Source organism: Streptomyces sp. HSW2009 (assembly GCF_040240285.1).
In the GTDB taxonomy this organism is placed as follows: domain Bacteria; phylum Actinomycetota; class Actinomycetes; order Streptomycetales; family Streptomycetaceae; genus Streptomyces.
Genome location: NZ_JBEHZD010000093.1, coordinates 1 through 18779 on the forward strand (window position 1 = coordinate 1; position 18779 = coordinate 18779).

14 protein-coding genes and 2 pseudogenes are annotated in these 18779 nt (G+C 74.0%); 4 read left to right on the forward strand and 12 right to left on the reverse strand.

All coding sequences use genetic code 11. From position 1 onward, the window contains the following. Window positions 1–229, forward strand: a pseudogene (locus AAHZ94_RS10310) (hypothetical protein); the annotation flags it as partial. Here the strand turns inward: AAHZ94_RS10310 and AAHZ94_RS10315 are convergent. From AAHZ94_RS10315 to AAHZ94_RS10340, 6 genes and pseudogenes are all read right to left on the reverse strand, one after another. Further along, a complete protein-coding gene (locus AAHZ94_RS10315; protein WP_502964633.1) occupies window positions 207–1268 on the reverse strand; it encodes a chitinase in 1062 nt (353 codons plus the stop codon). The pseudogene AAHZ94_RS10310 and the gene AAHZ94_RS10315 overlap by 23 nt on opposite strands. Before the next feature lie 453 nt (window positions 1269–1721). Further along, window positions 1722–2642: a D-alanyl-D-alanine carboxypeptidase family protein gene (locus AAHZ94_RS10320; RefSeq protein ID WP_349992388.1), complete on the reverse strand. Its 921-nt coding sequence runs from the start codon at window positions 2640–2642 to the stop codon at window positions 1722–1724. A gap of 79 nt (window positions 2643–2721) precedes the next feature. Beyond that, window positions 2722–3411, reverse strand: a complete 690-nt coding sequence (locus tag AAHZ94_RS10325; protein ID WP_349992389.1) for an HAD family hydrolase — start codon at window positions 3409–3411, stop codon at window positions 2722–2724. Window positions 3412–3499: 88 nt separating this feature from the next. Next, window positions 3500–3982 carry an Lrp/AsnC family transcriptional regulator gene (locus AAHZ94_RS10330; RefSeq protein WP_349992391.1) on the reverse strand — a complete coding sequence of 161 codons (483 nt, stop codon included), beginning with the start codon at window positions 3980–3982 and terminating at the stop codon, window positions 3500–3502. Window positions 3983–4128: 146 nt separating this feature from the next. After that, window positions 4129–4782, reverse strand: coding sequence for a phosphoribosyltransferase (locus AAHZ94_RS10335; RefSeq protein ID WP_349992392.1), 654 nt, complete (start codon window positions 4780–4782; stop codon window positions 4129–4131). Between the two features lie 5 nt (window positions 4783–4787). Further along, window positions 4788–5102: pseudogene (locus tag AAHZ94_RS10340) on the reverse strand (dienelactone hydrolase family protein); the annotation flags it as partial. 245 nt (window positions 5103–5347) lie between these two features. Between AAHZ94_RS10340 and AAHZ94_RS10345 the strand changes: the two are divergent. Both AAHZ94_RS10345 and AAHZ94_RS10350 read left to right on the forward strand, forming a co-directional pair. Next, a complete protein-coding gene (locus AAHZ94_RS10345) occupies window positions 5348–5686 on the forward strand; it encodes a hypothetical protein (RefSeq protein WP_349992403.1) in 339 nt (112 codons plus the stop codon). A gap of 444 nt (window positions 5687–6130) precedes the next feature. Beyond that, window positions 6131–7639, forward strand: coding sequence for an FUSC family protein (locus tag AAHZ94_RS10350; RefSeq protein ID WP_349992393.1), 1509 nt, complete (start codon window positions 6131–6133; stop codon window positions 7637–7639). Window positions 7640–7822: 183 nt separating this feature from the next. Here the strand turns inward: AAHZ94_RS10350 and AAHZ94_RS10355 are convergent, their stop codons facing one another. From AAHZ94_RS10355 to AAHZ94_RS10375, 5 genes are all read right to left on the reverse strand, one after another. Continuing rightward, entirely contained in the window at window positions 7823–10036 is a 2214-nt protein-coding gene (locus tag AAHZ94_RS10355; RefSeq protein ID WP_349992394.1) for an MMPL family transporter, read from the reverse strand. A gap of 925 nt (window positions 10037–10961) precedes the next feature. Further along, entirely contained in the window at window positions 10962–12230 is a 1269-nt protein-coding gene (locus AAHZ94_RS10360; protein WP_349992395.1) for a hypothetical protein, read from the reverse strand. Continuing rightward, on the reverse strand, window positions 12230–13801 hold the full coding sequence (locus tag AAHZ94_RS10365; RefSeq protein ID WP_349992402.1) for an MFS transporter: 1572 nt from the start codon (window positions 13799–13801) through the stop codon (window positions 12230–12232). Before AAHZ94_RS10365 ends, AAHZ94_RS10360 begins: the two co-directional genes overlap by 1 nt. A gap of 360 nt (window positions 13802–14161) precedes the next feature. Beyond that, window positions 14162–15247, reverse strand: coding sequence for a thioesterase II family protein (locus tag AAHZ94_RS10370; RefSeq protein ID WP_349992396.1), 1086 nt, complete (start codon window positions 15245–15247; stop codon window positions 14162–14164). Between the two features lie 474 nt (window positions 15248–15721). Continuing rightward, window positions 15722–16102 (reverse strand): YciI family protein, encoded by a 381-nt coding sequence (locus AAHZ94_RS10375; RefSeq protein WP_349992397.1) that lies wholly within the window; start codon window positions 16100–16102, stop codon window positions 15722–15724. Window positions 16103–16298: 196 nt separating this feature from the next. On the opposite strand from AAHZ94_RS10375, the gene AAHZ94_RS10380 reads away from it, so the two are divergent. Further along, window positions 16299–17411: a lactonase family protein gene (locus AAHZ94_RS10380; RefSeq protein ID WP_349992398.1), complete on the forward strand. Its 1113-nt coding sequence runs from the start codon at window positions 16299–16301 to the stop codon at window positions 17409–17411. A 652-nt stretch (window positions 17412–18063) separates the two neighbouring features. On the opposite strand, the gene AAHZ94_RS10385 is transcribed toward AAHZ94_RS10380, so the two are convergent. Further along, window positions 18064–18779: sirohydrochlorin chelatase family protein (locus tag AAHZ94_RS10385; RefSeq protein WP_349992400.1), on the reverse strand; the 716-nt coding region annotated here is incomplete at its 5' end.

The following is an 18779-nucleotide window of genomic DNA, read 5'->3' on the forward strand; positions in this document are numbered from 1 at the left end:
CTGCACGGGGGCGGGGGGGGGGGGGGGGGGGGGGGGCGGGGCCCCCCCCCCCCCGCCCCGCCGCGCGCGCCGGGGGGGGGGGGGCGGGGGGGGGGGCGGGCCCCCCGCGCGGGGGCGGGGGGGGGGGGGGCGGCTCGTCAGGGTGGGGACGGGGTGGCGCGTCCGCGGCCCGGCCGGCGGATCGGGTCAGCGGGGCCGAGGGGGGATCAGCGGCCCTGGAGGGACTTGACGTTGTTGCCGAAGCTCCAGGAGCGCGAGCCGTCCCAGTTGATGGACCAGGTCATCAGGCCCTTGAGGCCGTTGTTGTACTTGCTCCACGCCTGGCTCACCAGACCGGGCGACATGTAGCCGCCACCGGCGCCCGGCTGGGCCGGCAGGCCCGGGACCTGCTTGTCGTAGGGAACCTTGATGGTGGTGCCCTGGATGACCAGGCCCTTGTTGAGGCAGTCGGTCTGCGCGGTGAAGCCCTGGACCGTACCGGCCTGGTACGAGTCACCGGAGCAGCCGTACATGCTGCCGTTGTAGTACTGCATGTTCAGCCACCACAGCCGGCCGTTGTCCGCGTACTTCTTCACGATCGGCAGGTAGGCGCCCCAGATGGAGCCGTAGACGACGCTGCCGCCGGTGACGTAGGCGGTCTCCGGGGCCATCGTCAGACCGAAGTTGGAGGGCATCTGGGCGAGCACGCCGTCGATGATGCGGATCAGGTTCGACTGCGAGGCCGAGAGCGTGTTGATGTTGCCGGTGCCGGTGAGGCCGGTCTCGATGTCGATGTCGATGCCGTCGAAGTTGTACTTCTTCAGGATCGGCACCACGGTCTCGACGAACCGGTCGGCGACCTTGCTTGAGCTGAGGTCGATGCCGGCCGCGGCGCCGCCGATGGACATCAGCAGCGTGGCGCCCTTCTCCTTGGCGTCGCACATCTCGGCGGGCGTGGACACCTTCACCGTGGCGTCCATCCCGTCCTCCCACAGGACGGTGCCGTCCGAGCGGATGACCGGGAACGCCGCGTTGATCACGTTGTAGCCGTGGTCGCTGATGCGCTTGTCGTTGATCGGCACCCAACCGAACGGCGGGTGCACGCCGTTGGCGGCGCCGTCCCAGTTCTCCCAGTAACCCTGGAGCACCTTGCCCGTGGGCTTCGACTTGACCGCACAGGTGTCGGCGCGGGGCTCCTTGGGCGCCTCTGACGCAGCGGCCACCGGTATTTGAGCGGCGAAGGCCAGCGCCAGGCCGACCCCCAGCATGCGTACCGTCCGACCGATCATGTGGTGCTCCCTTCAGTCCGCGGACAGCGTCGCCGGGTCGGCGCTGTGTCCGTGGTGGTGTGTCTTCGGGCGAGTGGGTGGGGACCATCGGCCGCAGCCGTACCGCAGAGCAGCAGTGGATGTGCACATGACATATGAGGAGGCCATGACACGCGAGGAAGCGTGGGGGAAGACACGCGTACCTCCTGGACCGGGGCCCGAAGTGTGGGCAGGGGTGTGTGGTGCGCCACACGCTAAGGTGGTCCAGACCTCTCGTCAAGAGGTCTGGACCATGCGCGAGATGGCCGGGGCCGGACGACGACGCCCCGCCCGGAGAGGTTCCGGACGGGGCATCGGCCGCGCTGTGCGGCGACCGCGCGGTGACCGCGGGGAAATCAGCCCGCTAGGTCCGCGACGAAGGGCCATCGGACGCGGGCCGAGCCGCGTCCGCGGTCACCCGGGCCGAGCCGCGGCTCAGTCCTGCTGCGCGCCCTTGGGCAGCGCACGCCAAGCGACCTTGGTCTTCTGCTTGAACGACCAGTCGAGCATCTTCTTCGCGTCCGCGTAGCGGTTGCCATCGTTGAGGATGACGCCCACGACGGTGCGCTTGCCCTTGGTCGTCGCGAAGACCAGGCACGGTCCGGCAGCCGTTCCGGTGCCGGTCTTGATGCCGAAGGTGCCCTGGTACGAGCCGAGCAGCTTGTTGGTGTTGTACCAGGTGTAGGTGCGGCCGTTGGTGGCCTTCTGCTTGGTGCTCTGCGCCTTGACGACCGTCTTGAACGTGCCGTTCCCGATCGCGTGCCGGGCCAGCTTGGCCATGTCACGCGGGGTCGTGTAGTTGGACCCCTTGTTGGAAATGCCGTCGAACGAGTCGTACTTGGTGTTCTTCAGGCCCAGCGCCTTGGCCCGCGTGTTCATCTGAGCGATGAACGACTTGGTCCGAGCGGCGGAGGTCTTGCCCGAGCCGAAGGTGTCCGCCAGGGCGAACGCCGCGTCACAGCCCGAAGGCAGCATCAGCCCGTACAGAAGCTGGCGCACCGTCACCTTGTCGCCGGTCTTCAGGTCGGCGGTGCTCGCGCCTTCCTTGGCGACGTAGTCCCGGTACTCCTTCTTGATGGTGACCTTCTTGTTGAGGTCGACCTTCTTCGTGTCGAGCACCACGACCGCGGTCATGATCTTGGTGGTGCTCGCCATCTGCCGCTTGGTGTCGGCACCCTTGGACCACAGCTCCTTGTTGGCGCCGCTGTCCAGCAGGTACGCACCCTTGGCGGTGATGCCCGACGGGCCGCTCGCCGCCTGTGCGCTGGTCGTCGGGATGGCCACGGCCAGTGCAGCCGTCGAAGCGACCACCGTCGCCCCCCACCGGTAGGCCGCGCGTCCCCCACGTCGTTCCATATGTGCTCCATCTCGTATCTGGGCCAATCGTGCGAACGAATGCTCTCATTCGGTCATTTGCGCCGGAAACGTGGGGGTGTCAACGCGGGGCGCCGGTCAGCCACGCGTACGCCAGGTCCGCGTCGAACTCGCGCTGCCCGCCCCGGAAGCACAGCCCCGCCGTCGCGAACCGCGGATCGTCCACCGTCGCGGGCACGTACGGCACCGCGATGCAGCGCATGCCGGCCCGGTGCGCCGCCTCGGCCCCCGGCGGCGCGTCCTCCACCACCACGCAGTCCGCCGGCTCCACGTCCAGGCGGCGGGCCGCCTCCAGGAACACGTCGGGCTCCGGCTTGCCCTGGAGCACCTCTTCGGCGGAGACGTACGTGCTCAGTTGCGCGTCCAGGCCGGTGGCCGACAGCACGGCCTCGATCGCGGCCCGTGAGGAGCCCGAGGCCACCGCGATCGGACGGCCGTGCGCGGACAACCGCTCCACGAACCGGCGCATCTGCGGGAACGCCTCGGCCGACGCGCCGGCGAGCTCCAGGTAGTGGCGGTTCTTGGCCGCGAGCAACTCGTCGACCGACGCGTCGATGCCGTACTCGGAGCGCAGGATGGTCAGCGTCTCGCGGGTGCCGATCCCGATGAAGCGGGTGTGGTCCTCCCAGCGGAAGTCGGTCACCCCGTACGCGGCCAGGGTGCGCCGTCCGGCTTCGAAGTAGTGCGGCTCGCTATCGACCAGCGTGCCATCGAGATCGAAAATGACCGAAGGGGTGTGGGAAGCGCTCATGGGGACAGCATGCCAAGGCGGCGAGGGCGCCGCCGGCGAGATGCCCGCAGCTCAGCGGCCCGGGACGGGGCCGCTTCCCGGCCGCCGGCTAGCGCTGGCGCGCCGCCTGTGCCCCCACGGCGTCCACCAGCGGCAGCATCCGGTACGGGACCCGCTGCCGCAGGGCGATCTCGGTTCGGGTGCGGACCACGCCGGGGAGCTGGATGAGCCGCTGGACGACGTCCTCCAGGTGGCCGGCGTCCCGCGCCACCACCCGGGTCATCAGGTCCCCGCCGCCGGTGATCGAGAACGCCTCGATGATCTCTGGGACCTCCGCCAACGCGTCGCCCACGTCGTCCAGGTGCCCCTGCGTCACCTCGACGTGGACGAAGGCCAGTACGGGATGGCCCAGCGCGGCGGCCGAGAGCCGCGGGCCGGTGCCGGTGATCACACCGTCGCGCTCCAGCCGGTCGAGCCGCGCCTGGAGGGTGCCGCGCGCCACGCCGAGCAACCGCGCGTACTCCCGCACGCTGGTGCGCGGCTGCTCAAGGAGCAGCCGGAGGATCTTCGCGTCGAGGACGTCCACGGCCACGCCATCGGCTCCTGTTCGTTCTCGCTCGTCCTGCTCATCCTGCTCGTCCGCCCGGGCCCAGAAGGTCCCGTATGCGCCTGGCGACTGTACCAACGGCACCCCGTACATCCGGTTCCGTGGTCCCGGTGCGCAGGGCGGGCCGCCGGTCAGCCACCCGCATGGGCCGCCGCCAGCACGTCGAGCACCTCCGCGTCCGTGACCTGGTCGAAGTCCGCGTACCAGCGGCCGACGGCGCCGAAGGGCCGTGGCTGGTGCGGGCAGACGACGTCGTCGGCCTCCTGCCCGAGCACGGTGGCCGCCTCCACGGAACAGACCGGGGCCGCCAGCAGCACCCGCGCCGGCCCAAGGCGGCGCACCGCCCGCACCGCGGCGCACGCGGTGACCCCGGTGGCCAGCCCGTCGTCCACCAGGACCGCCGTCCGTCCGCGCAGGTCGGGGGCCGGACGCCCGGCCCGGTACAGCGACTCCCTGCGCTGGAGCTCGACCCGCTCGCGCGCCACCTGCGGGGCCAGCCCGTCGGGCGTCAGATGCAGCAGGTCGAGCGCCCGCTCGTCGTAGAACGGGGGCTCGTCCCCGGCCAGTGCGCCGACGCCGAGTTCGGGCTGGAACGGAGCGCCGATCTTGCGTACGACGAGGACGTCGAGCGGCGCGTGCAACACCCTGGCCACCTCGTCGGCCACCGGCACCCCGCCGCGCGGCAGCGCCAACACCAGCGGGCCGGCCAGCTCGTCGTGCAACTCGCGCTCGGCGAGCTCGGCGGCCAGCACCCGCCCGGCCGCACGCCGATCCTGGAAGAGCATGCGTCTCACTTCCGTTCTTGCTTCCCGTTCCTGCTCTTTGGCCCGCGCATCGCGAGGAACCAGTCCCGGGCCGCAGCGGCCACCGCTTCGAGAGCCCCGGGTTCTTCGAAGAGGTGGCTGGCGCCCGGTATGACATGGAGCCGGCACACGCCCGTGAGCTGCTGTGCCGCCGCTTCGTTGAGGCGCAGCACATGCTGGTCGGCGCCGCCGACGAGGAGCAGGACCGGCGCCCGTACGCCGCCGAGCGCCGCACCGGCCAGGTCCGGGCGGCCACCGCGGGAGACCACGGCGGCCACCAGGTCGGGGCGCTCGGCCGCCGCGGGGGGGGGCCCGGCGGGGCCCGGGGGGGCGCCCCCCCCGCCCCCCGGGCGCGCCCCCCCCGCCCGGGCGGGGGGGCCCCCGGGGGGACACCCGGGGGCCCACCGGGCGGGGGCGGGGGGCGGCGGGGGTGCGGGCCGGGGGGGCGCCGGTGCTCGCGCCGAACAGGCCCACGGGGAGCGCCGCCGTCTTCGGCCGGTCGCCCATCCGGTCCACGACCGCCGCCACCCGGCGGGCCAGCAGCGGGATGTCGAAGCGCAGCTCGCCGCCGGCGCGGTCCGCCCGTTCCTCGTCCGCGCTGAGCAGGTCGATGAGGACGGTGGCGAGGTCGGCCCGGCCCAGGGCCGCGGCCACCGCGCGGTTGCGCGGGCTCCGCCGTGAGCTGCCGCTGCCGTGTGCGAAGACCACCACGCCGCGCGCCCCGGCCGGCAGCGCGAGGTCACCGGTCAGGGTGGTGCCGTCGACGTCGACGGTGATCGTCTCGCTGGTCGTCGCCATGGCGGGCTCCCGCAGCTCGGTGGGTTCCGGCTCCCTCTGCCGTACCGCTCCCTGTCGTACGTGGGGCCGCGGGCCGGGGACGCCGTAGGCCCGCGGGGCTGACCGGCCGAAATCCTGCGGCGGTGCCCCGGAGCGAGGCCGCCTCGAAGCCGATCGCCGGCCGGCCCTGACCGGCCCTGACCGGCCCTGACCGGTCATGCCCGCCGAGTACCCCCGTACGACCGGGCTACGACTGCTTCGCGATCGAGCGTGAGCCGATTCCTGGGGCGATCCCGGGGCCGGGGCGCAAGGGGGGCCCAGGCCGGTGCGGGCCGCTCCGTGGCGGGCCTCCCGCGCGGGCGGAATGTGGTGATCCATTGGCCCTTCCGGAATGGCTCGTAATGGCTCTTGACGATGCCATTGGCCCAGTGATTCGGGATCGTGTTGAGCCAACGGTCGCCCAGGTGTTGAGATGGGTGTGTCGATGGCGCTGCGGGTCTCCGCGGCGCCATTTCCATGTCATGGCGCATCGGCGCGGAAAGGGCGGGGGAACTTGCTGAAGAAGGCGTTCGTGGCGCCGGACCCGGGGCGGCTGCGGCTACGGTTCGCGCTGCGGGCCGTGGTCGGCATCGGGCTCGCCGTGGCGGTGTGCGGGGCGGTGGGGCACTCGCTGGTCGCTGCGATCACCGGCGGTCTCGCCGCGCTCCTCGCCCTGTTCACGGTGACCGACGCGACGGTGCGCGGGCAGGCCGTGACCACGGTGCTGCTGCCCGTCGTCGGGCTGCCGGTGCTCGCCGTCGCGGCTCTGCTGCACGATCTGCCGCTCGGCCGCGACCTGGCCTTCCTGGCCATCGTCGGGGCCGGCGTCTATGCCCGCCGCTGGGGCCCGCGCGGCCACTCGCTGGGCGTCTTCGCGTTCATGATGTTCTTCGCGACGCAGTTCCTGCACACGGTGCCGGGGCAACTGCCCGAGCTGTACGCCGCGGTCCTGCTGTCGCTGCTCGCCGCGTTCGCCGTCCGCTTCGGCCTGTGGTGTTACGAGCGGGGGCTGCCGCCGGCCGCCGTCCCCGCGCCGCCGCCCGGCTCCGGCCTGGCCCGCATCACCACCCGACAGGCCATCCAGGCCACCGCCGGCAGCGCGTTCGCGCTCGCGATGGGGCAGGTGCTCTCGCACGAGCGCTGGTACTGGGCGGTCGGCGCCACCTGGTGGGTCTTCGTGAACACCGCGTCGCGCGGCGAAACGCTGGTCCGCAGCTTCCGGCGGGCGCTCGGCACCGTGATCGGCGTCGTCATCGGACTGCTGGTCGCGGTGCCGCTGGACGGGGCCGCGGTGCCCACGGCCGTGCTGGTCGCCGGCTGCGTCTTCGGCATCTTCTACGCCGCCGCCGTCTCGTACACCTGGATGATGCTGGCGGTCACGCTGATGGCCGGGCTGCTCTACGGGTCGCTCGGCGTGCTCGACGCCGACCTGCTCGTCCTGCGGGTGACCGAGACGACCGTGGGCGCACTCGGCGCGGCGCTGGCCGTGCTCCTCGTCCTGCCGGTGACCACCCACGCCACCACCGACGCCTGGATTCAGCGGGCGCTGCGCTGTGTGCACGCCTGCACCGCGGAGGCGGCGGCGCGGCTGGCAGGCTCCGCCACCGCCGACCCCGCGCCGCGGGTCGCCGAGCTCGAAGCGCTGCTCGGCCGGGTGCGGATGTCGCTCGCCCCGCTCGTGCACCCGCTCAGCCCGCTGCGCGCCCGCAAGGCCAGGGCCCGCCAGGTGCTCGCGCTGCTCGACGACTGCGCCCGCGAGGTGCGCGGCCTCGCCTCCATCGCCGCCGACCCGGAGGCGTCCCACGATGCCCGGCTCACCGCCGCCTGCCAGCGCGTCGAAGCCGCGGTCGAGGCCCTGACGGCGCCGGGGGAGCCGGGCGAACGGGCCACCGTGCTGTCCGCCGAGCCCCAGCCGCCCGCGGCCGAACCCGCCCTGGTCCACCTGCACGGCCTGGAACGGGCCCTGGCCGAACTCGCCACACCCCTGCGCAGCTCCCCCAGGGCGCCGCTCGCCGACGCCTGACACCCAGCCGGCCGGGCGGGGGCGAAAGCCTCCGACCCGGCCGCGTGGTTGTGGGTGGTGGGTAGGGGCGGGGGGGTGTTGGGGGTGGGGGGGGGGGGGGAGGTTTAGGGGCGGGGGGGGGGGGGGCGGCCCCGGGGGGCCCCCCCCCCGGGGGGGGGGGCCCCCCGCCGTGTGGAGCGGGCGCTAGACGCGGGGTGCCATGCGCTCCTCGTCCAACGCGCCGTGCGCGACGGGCTGCGGCCGGTTCAGCTTGGCCCCCTCGATGTCCAGGTCGGGCAGCATCCGGTCCAGCCAGCGGGGCAGCCACCACGCGCCGCGCCCCACCAACATCAGCAGCGCGGGCACCAGCGTCATCCGGACCAGGAAGGCGTCGACGACGATGCCGACGGCGAGGCCGAAGGCGATCGGCTTGAGCGTCAGATCCTCGGCGGTCACGAAGCTGGCGAACACCGAGAACATGATCAGCGCGGCGGCGGTGACGACCCGGGAGGCGTGCCGCGAACCCGCGATGACGGCCTCCTCGTGGTTGCCGGTGTGCACGAAGTGCTCGCGCATCCGGGCCACCAGGAACACCTCGTAGTCCATGGCCAGGCCGAACAGCACGGCGATCAGCACGATCGGCATGAAGCTGAAGACCGGGCCCGTCGTCTCGACGCCGATCAGTTCGGCGAGCCAGCCCCACTGGAAGACCGCGACCGCCGCGCCGAAGGCGGCGCCGACCGAGAGCAGGAAGCCGAGGGCCGCCTTGACCGGCACCACGATCGACCGGAACACCAGGAGCAGCAGGACCAGGGCGAGGCCCACGACCACGCCGATGAACGGCAGCAGGGAGTCGCTGAGCCGGTCCGAGACGTCGATCGCGGCGGCCGTGGAGCCGGTGACCAGGATGCGGGCGTCGGCCTCCGCCCCCCCCTGCGGCGTCTCGTCCCTGATGTCACGGACCAGGCGCACCGTCTCCTCGTCCCGCGGGCCCTCCTTCGGCACCACGGTCAGGATCGCCGTCCGCCCGTCGTTGCCCACCTGCGGCTCCTGCACGGAGAGGATGTCCGGCAGGTTGAGCCCCTTGAGCTCGGCCTCGACCTGCTTGGCCGCGGGCCGGGGGTCGCCCGTGGCCTTCTGTACGAGGACCAGCAGCCGGCCGTTGTTGCCCGGGCCGAACGCCTCGGAGATCTGGTCGTACGCCTTGCGCTGCGTGGAGTCGGGCGACGCGGTGCCGTTGTCCGGCATGGCCAGGGTCAGTTGGGTGGTCGGGACCGCGACGGCGCCGAGGCCGAGCACCACGATCAGCACCGTGGCCAGCGGCCGGCGGGTCACCAGGCGGGCCCACCGCTCACCGCCCGTGCGGCCCTCGCCGGAGGAGGCGCGCTCGCGCCGGCTGGCGCGGGAGCCGACCTTGGGACGTACCCGCTCGCCCGCGAAGCCGAGCAGCGCCGGCAGCAGGGTGATCGCCACGGCCACCGCCATCAGCACGGTCCCGGCGGCGGCGAGCCCCATGACGGTCAGGAACGGGATGCCGACGACGCTCAGGCCGGCCAGCGCGATGATCACGGTGAGGCCGGCGTAGACGACGGCGCTGCCCGCGGGGGCGGTGGCGCGGGCCGCGGATTCCTCGGCCGCCATACCCGCGGCCAGTTGCGCGCGGTGCCGGGAGAGGATCAGCAGGGCGTAGTCGATGCCGACGGCGAGGCCGACCATCAGCGCCAGGCTGGGCGCGGTGGAGGAGATGGTGGCCACGTTCGAGATCAGCATCAGCCCGATCAGTCCGACGGCGAGCCCGATCAGGGCGGTGAGCAGCGGCAGCCCGGCCGACAGCAGCGAGCCGAAGGTGATGACCAGGACGACGATCGCCACGGCCAGGCCGATGACCTCGCCGATGCCGGGCTCAAGGCCAGCGGTGCTGTAGATCGTGCCACCGACCTCGGCCTCCAGGCCGCTCTTGCGTGCCTCGGCGGCCAGGTCTTCGAGCGCGGTGACGCTGGAGTCCTCCAGCGCGTCCCGCTTGATCGGGTACAGCACCTGGGCCAGCGCGGTCCGCTTGTCCTCGGAGATCTTGTTCGACTTGAAGGGGTCGACCGCGGTCTCCACCTGGGGGGCCTTGGCGGCTGCCGCGACCGTGCGTTCGATGGCCTGGCGGTAGGCGGCGTCCTGGACGGTCTTGCCCTCGGGGGCGACGAAGACCAGTTGCGCGGTGACGCCGGTGGAGGCCGGAAGCGACTTCTCCAGTACGTCGATGCCCGCCTGGGACTGCGAGCCGGGGATGGTGGCCTCGCTGTCCAGGTGGGAGCCGTACGCGGCGAGCCCGCCGCCGGCCAGGGCCAGCAGCAGTAACCAGACGGCGAGGAAGCGGCCTCGGCGACGGAACGCCGCTCTACCGAGGGAGTACAGCAAGGTGGCCATCAGAATGTTCCTTCTATCGTCGATGGGAAGGTTGTCCAGCACGGGCCTGCCTCGGCCTCACACAGCGACGTTGGGTGGCGTCGGTGCTGGTCAATCCCTGGTTCTACGGAGCGGTCACGCCGGGCACGGGTGGTGCGGGTGCCGGTGTGGGGACGCGGCGTGGTGCGGGTCGTGCCCGGCGCGTGGGGGGTGCGGGTGCAGGTGCGTGGGGCCGGTGGGCCGCTCAGACTGGGTGGTGCGGCAGCGGGCGGCGAGCCCGCTGCGCGCCCCGGTACGTCCGGGGCGCGCGCCCCGTAGGGGGTGTGCCGCGCCGGGGGCCGTGGGGAGCTCGTCGGGCGTCGACCGGTCCGCGGGCGCCGGCCGGCACGCCCGGGGCGCGAGCGGGACGGGTGCGGTGCTCAGGTACGTGCGGAGAGAGGTGGCCACGGGAAGGCCCTCCGGGTTCCGATGGAGTCCGACGAGATCTCAGACGCTACGGAGAAAGCGCGCCGCCATCGAGCCGCCAGACCCCCGGATCTACAGGGGGGGCTCCCCCGCGCCCCAGGTAGGGGTAACCCCCGAACTACCCCGATCGCGCTGGTCAGTTGGGTTACGGCCGGCTCGGGAAACCCTACCCAACCCCTACCGCTGATGCGTAAGGGGTTTGAGCGTGCACAGTGCTGTATGAGTATCCGTGGGACAGGTGTTACTGATGATGCTGCTGAGGTCAGCGCTGGGGCCGTCGGGACCTGCGCCATCGCCGTGGAGGCCGGTGCCGTGGCAGTGAAGGCTGGTGCCATGGCGTGGGCGGCCGGCACCACGACCGTGAAGGCCCGCGCCATGACCATGGAAGCCCGCGCCATGACCGTAGAAGCCGGCGCCGCAGCCGTGCGGCCCAGCGCCGTGTCACGGGAGGCCGGCGCCGCGAGACGGTCAGGCAAGGGCATCAGAGCGCGTCGGTGTCCGCGAGGCGCCGCCAGCCCTGATCGGTCAGGGCGTGGGCGGGGACGCCGGAGCCGCCGAGCCGCCGCCAGCTCCCGGGCGCGGCGAGCAGACAGCCGGTGAGCGCGGCGAGGGACAGCCCGGCCGCCGGGTCCGAGCCGACGGGAAGCAACTCCTCCCGGCTCCCGGCGTACCAGCCGCTCCGAGTGGCGGCCCGGGCCAGTTCGCGTACCATGGCCCGCCGTCCGCGGCCGGTCTCCGCGTGCCGGACCAGGGCCGTGAGCAGCATGTGGGTGCGTACTCCGGCACGGATGGCGGGCAGCGGCCCGACCGGCTCGCCGCAGGAGACCCGGAGCCAGCGGCGGACCAGGCCGGCCCCGGCGAGTTCGGCGTTGACCGGCTCCACCAGGCGCGGATTGACGTCGATGTAGTGGACCAGGCCGAAGTCCTCGTCCAGTACGGCGTCCAGCGCGAGCGGGCCGTGCCAGCCGAGGACCGAACCCAGCTTCGCCAGGTGCTGGATGACGTCCGGCAGCACCACCGACTCCTTCACCGACGCACTGCCCTGGACGCCCTCGCGACGGCGCAACACCGTGTGTGCGCCGGCCAGTTCGCCCTGATCGAAGAGCGCCTGCACCATGACGACCAGACCCGGCATCCGGCGCTGCACCAGTACTTCGCCGCCGGCGTCGAAGGTCTCCCGGACGGCGGGGAGGGTGGCGATGCGGGTCAACTGTTCGGGCTCCTCGGCCAGCCACACGCCCCGGCTCGACGTGGCCACCGGGAGCTTCACGTACGCCGGCAGCCGCCCCGCCTCGGCCAGCAGGGCGCCCTCGTCGGCGGCGAGTGCGGTCTCCGGCTGTGGCAGTCCGATGTCGTCGAGCAGCCGGGTGGCGGCGGCCTTGTCCTGCACCTCACGGACCGCCCGGAAGTCGGGGACCGCGAGCCCGGGCACCAGGCGGGCGAAGTCGGCGCGGTACCTGGACAGCGCCACCAACTGCTCGTGGGTGGGCAGCAGTACGTCGTACGGGTGGCGGCTGAGGACCTCGCGGAGGGCTTCGAGGTAGCGCAGCGGGTCGGCCGCGAACGGCGGACACTTGTGGCGGCGCGCCACCCACCGCGAACCGGCCGTCAGGGAGGTGCCGCCGCCGTCCATCACCCCCACCCGGTGGCCCTGCTGCCCCAGTACGGTGAGCACCTGGCGGGCGGTGGCGCTGGACGCCTCGGTGAGGAGCACCCGGTAGCGCCGGCCTGCCGGGGCGGAGTCAGCCATCAGTCTTCCCCTCTGCCTGCGCCGTTCTCGCGGCTTTGACGGTCTTCGCAGTCGTCACGGTCTTTGCTGTCGTCACGGTCTTCGCGGTCTGGCCCGCGGGGTACGTGGCACGCGCCGTCGCCGGACGCGCCGGGCTGCGTGGTGGTGCCGGGCTGGGTGGGCCCGTGGTGGCTCGTCCTGCGGGCGAGGACGCCGGGCGCGAGGGCCACGGCGCCGGCCACGAAGAACACCAGGATCGACAGCCAGGCGGTCCGGTAGCTCCCGGTCTGTTGGAGGACCAGGCCGAAGACGGTGGGGCCCACGAAGCCCAGGCACCGGTTGGCCATCTCGAAGATGCCGAAGTACTCCGCCGTGCGGCCGGCCGGCACCAGGCTGACGAAGACCGACCTGGAGAGCGCGTAGGTGCCACCGACGACGAACCCGGCGGCGACGCACAGCGTGGCGAAGGCCGGGAAGGAGCGCTGCGGCAACAGGGCGCCGGTGATCACGGTCGCTGACCAGACGCAGGTGAAGCCCAGCAGTACGGTGCGTCCGCCGAGCCGTTCGGCGAGCCTGCCGGCGATCACCGCGCCCGCGAAGGCCACGAACTGCACCAGCAGGATCGCGGTGATCACGTCGTCCTGCGGCAGGTCGAGGTGTTCCACCGCGAACGTCCCCACCAGCGAGGTGACGCTCTGCATGCCGTTGTTGTAGAGCACGAAGGCGACCAGGAACCAGGCCGCGCCCGGATAGTGCCGCAGCCCGCGGACGGCGGCGACGACGGCGCGGTAGGTGCTGGCGCGGGCGGGTGCTTCGGCGGCGGTGGCGCGGGCCGTCGGGGGCCGGCCGTAGCCGCGCAGCAGCCACACCGCGAGCACGCTGAACGCCAGCCACCACAGCCCGGTGGTGAGCAGGATGATGCGGACCGCCTGGTCCTCGGTCAGCCCCCACTCCTCGTGTTGGGCGTAGATCAACAGGTCGGCGATGAGCACGATGCCGCCGCTGAGGAAGCCGGCCGCCGAGCCCTGGGCCGAGGTGCGGTCGCGCCGGCCGGGCGGCGCGATGACCGGCAGATAGGTGTTGACGATCATGATGGAGGCGCCGAGCCCCATGGCGGCCAGCACGTACAGCGCCCCGCCCAGCAGGTAGTCCGCGTCACCGATCACGTACAGGGCACTGGCCGCGCCGGCCCCGGACAGCGCGGCGACGGCGAGCAGGGCGCCCTTGTCGTACCGCTCGGTGAGCACCGCGGACAACGGCAGGACGAAGAGTTGGAGGAAGACCGAGAGCGCGATCAGGAACGGAAAGTACGAGCTGGCCAGCACCTGGATGCCCAGGGGGTGCAGATAGCCGCGCCCGTCGGCGGCGCGCTCGCACACGTCGGTGATGAACGGGCCGAAGAAGATCGAGGTCACGGAGGTGGTGAAGACGGCGTGCGCCCAGTCGTACGTGTACCAGCCGCGCCGGCCGCGGCGGGCGGCCCGCCACAGGGCCTCGGTGGCGTCCGGCGGGCCGGGGGCCGTCGTGTGCGCGGTCATCGGCACCACCCCGCGGCGGGCGGGCGCCGCCGGCCCGGGCGCCGGTGCGGGCATCGGCACTGGCACGGGCGGGCACCGGGGCGGGGGCCTGCGGCCCGGTGGCGGGCGGGCGGTGCGGTGGCCGGGTGGCCCGCTCCCCCGGTGGTGGTCGGCCGGTGGGTACGGCACCGAGCTGCGGGCATGGGCGGTTCCTCCGGGTGGGTGCGGGCGCGCGGCCCCGGCTGGCTGGGGCCGGTGCGGTCCGCGCCCCCGGCGGGTCGGTGGGCGGCGGGTGTCGCAGCGCGCCGACGTGCGGCCGTCCGGGGCTGCGGCAGCGGTGGGGTGGCGGGCCCGGGCTCCGGTCCGGCCGGCCCGGCGAGCAGCCGGCCCACGGGTCAGTCGGTCGACCGGTCAGCGGGACGATCCGCCAGCGGGTCAATCGGTCAGCGGTCGGGCCATCTCCTGCATGAGGACGTTCGCATGGTCGTGCAGGAAGAAGTGGCCCCCGGGGAACATCCGCAGCGCGAAGGGGCCACTGGTCTGTTCCCGCCAGGCCGCGAGTTCCGGTTCGTCGGCCCGTGGGTCGGCATGGCCGCCGAAGACGGTCAGCGGCAGGTCCAGGGGCGGTTCGGGGCGGTAGGCGTACGTCTCGTTGACGGCGAAGTCGGCGCGCAGCAGCGGCAGCAGGGAGTCCATCAGGGAGCGTTCGCGCAGCACCTCGGGTGGGGTGCCGCCCATCCGGGCCAGTTCGTCGATCAGTTCATCGGTCGGCAGGTCACGCAACGTGGCGCGGGTGTCCGGGAGTTGGGGCGCGGCCCGGCCGGAGACGAACAGGTGGACCGGGAGGGGCAGGCCCGTGCGGCGCAGCCGGCGTACGAGCTCGAAGACGACCAGGGCCCCCACGCTGTGGCCGTAGAGCGCGTACCTGCCGGTGAACTGCTCGTGCAGCGCGTCGGCCAGCGCGTCCACCAGGGTGTCGACCGAGGTGTGCGGCGCCTCCCGGAACCGCTCGGCCCGGCCCGGCGGCTGCACCGGGCAGAGGGTGACGCCGGGGTCGGCGAGCCGGCGCCAGGGAGCGAAACTCGCCGCCCCCGCACCGGCGTTGGGCAGACAGTACAGCCGGGGCCGGGCCGCGGGCGGCTCGCCGAAGGGCAGCCACGGTGTGGCCCTTGACACGGTCGGTCGGTTCACGGCCGGCTTCCGTTCCTCGGGGTCGGGGTGCTCGTCTTGTGGGTGTTCTTGCGGATGTTGTTCTTTGGGGTGCGGTGGGGCTTGCGTGGGTGACTGCGGGGGCCGGCTGGAGGCTGGCCGCGGGCAGGGGGGGCCGGGGGGGGGGCCCCCCCCCCCCCCCCCCCCCCCCCGCCCCGGCGGGCGCCCCCCCCCCCCCCCCGGCCCCGCCCCCCCGCGGGCCCCCCCCCCCCCCCCCCCCCCCCCAACCCCCCGCCCCCCCCCCCCCCCGGCCCCGCCCCCCCGGGGCGCGGGCGGCCGCGGCGCCCCCCCCCGCGGGCGGGGGGGGGCCAACCGCCCCGCCCCGGCCCGCTTCGTTGTGGGTCGTCGTTCGGGCCGCTTCGTTTTGCGTCGTCGTTCGGGTTGCTTCGTTTCGGCGGAGCGGGGCGGCGGGACGCCCGGGGAAGCCCTCCCGCCGGCTGAAGCCAGGCCCCTGCGCATGCCGACGACTTCGGGACCGACCGGCCCCTGTCCAGGAGAAGTCCAGCCGCTTTTCCGCGGGGCGCGGCGTACGGGACTTCCCCACGGCACGGCGTACAGCACTTCCGGCGGAACCCCCGTACGGCGCCCGCATGTGACATGTCCGTATGAGCAGGTCTGTGTGGGCTTCCGTGCAGGGAGGCCCCGTACGACCTTCTTGTGCGGGTTTCCGTCCGGGTCCGCTCAACGGGCCGGGCCCGGCCGCGCGGACGGATGGGGCGCCGGGCATCCGCACGCGCGCCCCGTCCCCGCCCCCGCTTCTCGCCAGCGGCGGTCGGAGGCCCGCGGTCAGCGCGGGAGGTCGGTGGGGAGTTCGTGCACCTCCACCGGGAAGTTGTGGGCGTCGCCGGGGCCCGGGGCCGCCGAGGCGCGGGCGGCGATCTCGACCGCGCGGTCGCGGTCCGCGACCTCCACCACCCAGTAGCCGGCCAGCAGGTTCGCCCGCTCGTCGTGCAGGCCGTCGGTGACCTGCGGCGGGCCGTCGTCCCTGGCCCGTACGGTGGTCACCAGCGCCGGGCCGCCCAGGCCCCGGGCCTCGACCATCTCGCCCGATGCGGTCAGCTCCTCGTTGAGGGCCTCCATGTGGTCGACCATCGCCTGGAACTCCGCCGGCGAGTACGCGGCGATCTCCTCGTCCCAGCGGGTGGCGCTGCCAAACAACTGCACCATGTACTGCATCGTTGACGCCTCCTCCAAGCCCGAGCACACTGCCCTCGGTGACTCATCCGCCTCGTCGCCCCTGCCCCCGTCCTACCGGAGGGTGCCGGGGCCCGCACGCCCCTAGAGGCGGATGAGCGAACCGGGCACCATGGTCTAGACCTACTGCTACGGTCGGTCCCCACATCAGAGCCGAGGAAGGGGCGACATGGTGAGCGGCACCAGCGACGAGAACAAGGTGGGCGACGGCGCGGCCAGCGGTGGCCAGCGGGCGTACATCGGTTCGTTCACATCGGCGGGCGGCTGGGGTGTCAGCGCCGCCACGGTCGAGCCGGACAGCGGCGCGCTGACCATCAAGTACTCGACGGACCTCGTGGAGAACCCGTCGTACCTGGCGCTCCACGAGCACGGCGTGCTGTACGCGGTGAGCGAGACGCCCGAGGGCTACGCCGCCGCGTTCTCCCTCATCGACCCCGACCGGCCGTCCCCGCTCGGCGTGCCGGCCCCGGTCGGCGGCGACGACCCGACGCACATCTCGCTCACGCCGCGCCACGCGCTCTTCGCCCACTACACGTCGGGCAGCGTCAGCGCCCTGCCGTTCATGAAGGACCCCGAGGGCCACGACCAGTGGTGCGGCCTCGCCCGCCCGACCGCCGTGCAGCAGCACGAGGGGACGGGGGCCGACCCCGAGCGGCAGGAGGGCCCGCACGCGCACGCGGTGCTGGCCGACCCGAGCGGGCGCTGGGTGCTCGCCGTCGACCTCGGCGCGGACGCGGTGTTCAGCTACGCCTGGGACGAGGAGCAGGGCACGCTCCGCCCGCACCACACGACCCGGCTCACCCCGGGGTCAGGTCCGCGCAGCCTCGCCTTCCACCCGAACGGCGAGTGGGCGTACGTCACGGCCGAACTCGACTCGACGGTCACCGTGTGCCGGTGGGACGCGGAAACGGGCACCCTGACGCCCGGCGCCACGATCAGCGTGCTGCCCGCGGCCGACGGCGACGACCGGCCGCGCAACTACCCGTCGGAGCTGGTCATCGCCCCCGACGGGCGGCACGCCTGGGTCGCCAACCGGGGCCACGACACCATCGCCGTGCTCGGGCTGGACGAGACGGGCGAGCGGATCGAGCTCCAGACCACCGTCGCCTGCGGCGGGCGCTGGCCCCGACACCTCACGCTCTCCCGCGCCGGCGACCGGCTGTACGTGGCCAACGAGTACTCCGGGGACGTGGCGTGGTTCGACGTCGACGTCCAGACCGGGGTGCCGACCTGGGCCGGCTCGGTGGACGCCCCGGCCGCGTCCTGCGTGGTACTCGCCTGACGGACCCGAACGGGGCGCGGACGAACGCGTACCACGCACCACGCACCACTCGCCGGGTTCGTCCCGCGCCCGACGCCTCCTGGCCTGCCGGCCGTACGGAGCGTCCCGGCTGATCGCAGGCCGCTGACCAGGTGATCCGTCGTACGGGTACGGCACGGGTCGCGGCGGTGAACAGCACGGCGGTCGGAGGCGACGGCCAAGGGCTGAGGCTGAGGGCGAGGCCAAGAATCAAAGACCCGGGGGCGGGGGGGGACGGCAAAAAGACGCGGCCGCCCCCCCCCCGGGGGTGGGGGGAGAGAGCGCCCCCGCGCCCCGCCCCCCGGCGGGGGGCGGGCGAGCGCGCCGCCGGCCCCCCCCCCGCCCCCCCCCCCCCCCCCCCCCCCCCCCCCCCCCCCCCCCCCCGGGTTCTTTCGCTGTACTGCCGCACCTGCCGCACCTGCCGCGGCCTGCCGGCCAAGGCGGCCCGGCAGGCCCCGAAACCCCATCAGATCCGCCAGGTTCGCCAATTCCCCGCCAGCCCGCGGTGGACGGTGCGGCCGGTCCCTGACGTGTCCCTGGGCAGCGCATGGCGCTGTTACGGCCCCGCGACCCACGGCCCTGTTACGGCCCGTGACCCGCGGCCCAGTTGCGACCAGCGGGCCGCTCTGCGGGGCTAGCGGTTCGGGGCGCCCTGGAGCGTGATGCCGAGCGCCGCGGCGTAGCCGGCGAGGGCGAGGCGGCCCACGGCGGGGTAGGCGCCCAGCGGTTCGGCCGCGGCGCAGCCGGCCTCCGTGGCCGCCGTCTCGATGACCTCGGCCTGCACCTCGGGACCGATCAGGTAGGGGGCCAGCGCCAGCCGCTGCGAGCCCGCGCCGAGCAACTGCTCGGCCGTGCGGGCGACGGCGCCCTTCTCGTCGAGCGCTGCGGCCAGCACCGGCACCGCGAGGCGCGCCGAGAGGAGCATGCCCGTGATGCCCGCGGCCTGGACCGCCTCCGGGCCGCCGACCGTGGCCAGCACGATGCCGTCGGCCGCAGTGGCGACCGTGAACAGCCGGGCCCGGTCCGCGCGGGCCAGGCCCGCCTCGGAGAGCCGGACGTGCAGGGCCTCGGCGAGCAGCGGGTGCGGGCCGAGCGGATCGGTGACCAGCGTGGCGCAACCGCTGTCGTCCACCGCCTGCCGGATGCGGGCGACCAGTTCGCTGTCCGGCCCCGCCACCAGCGGCACGACCACGGCGGCCGGGCCCTCGGCGTCGATCGCCGGCTGCGGCTGCGCGAACTCGTCGGCGGCCCGGTCCGCCGGCGCGGGACCCCCCGGCGCCCCGGCGGGCGGGGCCGCCGTGGGCCGCCCCCCCCGGCGGGCCAGCCCGGGCCGGGCCCCCACCCCAGCCC